Here is a 2,206-nt window from a genome sequence, read left to right on the forward strand (position 1 = left end):
GAGATTTTCGATGCCTATTTCTTTCGCGATTTTTAAATACTCACTTGGTGTGGAAGCTTTTGCGAGTTTCTTTTGCAGTTCTTCGATGCGATCGACTTCTTCTGTCTCTACTCTTGAACAGGTACTTCCTACCTCATCCTTCAGCCAGCTATCTAGCTGATACTTGCTTAATGTACCAATGGTATAGTTGGCTAGTTGTAGTTTTCCGCTTTTCATCTGTGCTTGGATACCATCTATGTAGTTTTGCATGTTCGACACATCATTGGATAATTCTTCAAAAGCCTTACTCTGATTGTAATCAAATCGATGGACTTTTTCTATCCAATCTGTTTCAATGACCTGCCATCCATATTAAAATCAAAAAATCCCGATTTCTATACTTGAGAAAGGGGAATTTTATAACCTAAATTGTATTCCATTAACTGGATAGTTTTAAGGACAGGCACCTGATTTTTCACACCTAATCTAATATCCTTTGGGTTAATTTTTGTTTCATATACATAAAAGTTTACGTCTGTTTGATTGCCGCTTTGATAAACATACTTCGTGTCCATAACTACCTTTGGTTCTTTTCCATATCTCCATTAATCTGAATAATTTTCTTTCTGATAAATTTTAACACTCATTCTTATCCACCTCTAGGGGAATCCTATAACTTAAATTGTATTATATTGTCTGAATGATTTTGGGGACAGGCAAACTTAACCATTCAATGTTTCATTTTTTATTCCCATTGACACCCATTCGTTTGAAGTCACTTGTAATTTCTTCATTTTCTTTAGCCAACATTTAAGGTGATATGTGTAACACCATTTGCATCACATCATTTAGATTGTGTCATTTCACTTTTTTAAAAAGAGAAATCTGATATACCTATTCTTCACGCAATTGCTTTCGGAACATAAATAAAACCTCCTCCATTTCTCATGATTGAGGAGATTATTCATAGACTTATTCTTATATGTATTTCAATTCAACGCTTACGTTTGTTCGGCACTCCTTTCTATAAGAAAACCTTAGAGTTGATTACTCTAAGGTTAAAAATGGTGTTTAGAAGGTTACCTCAACTTCAAGAAAGTCGCAACCAGTAATATTATTTTTTTCAATTAATTCTTTTGCTAATTCAGATACAAATATTGGAATTTCATCATTCTTTAGCTTAAAAATATGTTTACTATTTATTTTATTCTCATTTAACGCATATTTGGTAATATCATAAAACTTTTTATCATTCAATTCAAATATACTATACGTTGAATTTTCATAGTTAATAGCGTCAACTACATTTATCACATTTGCCACTGAATATCCAATTATCGAACTATCGTTTTCTTTATTTTTAATATTTATTGACAAAAATTGTACCCCGTCTTTATCTATCTCGTTTAATATCATCTGAAACTGTGGAGAAATTATAAACCATGATAAATTATTATGAATATAATCTGGTATATGACTACCTTCAATTGAATTATAATGGAAAGTTATTTTCTCATCCCAATTGCTAATTTGCTTTCCTTCTGATAATTCATATTGTTCCCATCCCAAGGTGTTTTCACAAGCACAATATACCTCATTTTCATCAGAATAGTCTTTTAGCAACTTAAAGTATCTCATTTCATTGTTTCCTCCAATAATCTTTATATAGCATATCTGGATTTTCTCTAACTTTCTGCTTTAACTGTTCATATAATTTCAAAAACTTCTCTTTATCCCCCTTTGCAATTTTATCAAATGTCCTTAATCTTTCTAGAACATACTCATGATAAGCATTGGGGTGCCTTCCTTGATGAGGGAGTAATTCTTTATTCCAATCGTCATCTAATCCTAAATCATACTTTTTAGTAATTTCTTCAATCTTAGGAGTGTATTTTTTACTTTTATTTGTTGAATAGTGATGCTTTTGAATGGGTTTAGTAGTACTCTTCGCCATAGAAATCAACTGATCTCTCAACCCAACACTATTCACCGTATTATAAGGCACAATACCTGCGTTCACACCGGCTAATTGGTGTTGGGGCGCATAGGGATACAGGTTGAGTGTCGGGATTTTTTCGGCTGCATCCTTTACTTTGTGGACGCCTACTTTGGTAGTGGCTTTGGCTGTGGTCATTCTATTGATTTTCCAGGATCGTCTATAAAATCATCAATTCCTTTTAAAAAGTCTTTTCCCACTTGGAGGAGGCCCTTTTGGATGCCCTCCGCG

General features: G+C 33.1%; 3 protein-coding genes. All 3 read right to left on the bottom strand.

Annotated elements, in window-relative coordinates; all coding sequences use genetic code 11:
* On the bottom strand, nt 1–336 hold a 336-nt coding region (locus FEU33_RS18540), incomplete at its 3' end, for an LXG domain-containing protein (protein ID WP_222433439.1).
* Between the two features lie 714 nt (nt 337–1,050).
* Entirely contained in the window at nt 1,051–1,617 is a 567-nt protein-coding gene (locus FEU33_RS18545; RefSeq protein ID WP_146550958.1) for an imm11 family protein, read from the bottom strand.
* A gap of 1 nt (nt 1,618) precedes the next feature.
* Nucleotides 1,619–2,113, bottom strand: a complete 495-nt coding sequence (locus tag FEU33_RS19025) for an AHH domain-containing protein (protein WP_222433438.1) — start codon at nt 2,111–2,113, stop codon at nt 1,619–1,621.
* Between the last annotated feature and the right edge of the window lie 93 nt (nt 2,114–2,206).

It is taken from the genome of Rummeliibacillus suwonensis (assembly GCF_007896435.1).
Lineage (GTDB): Bacteria > Bacillota > Bacilli > Bacillales_A > Planococcaceae > Rummeliibacillus > Rummeliibacillus suwonensis.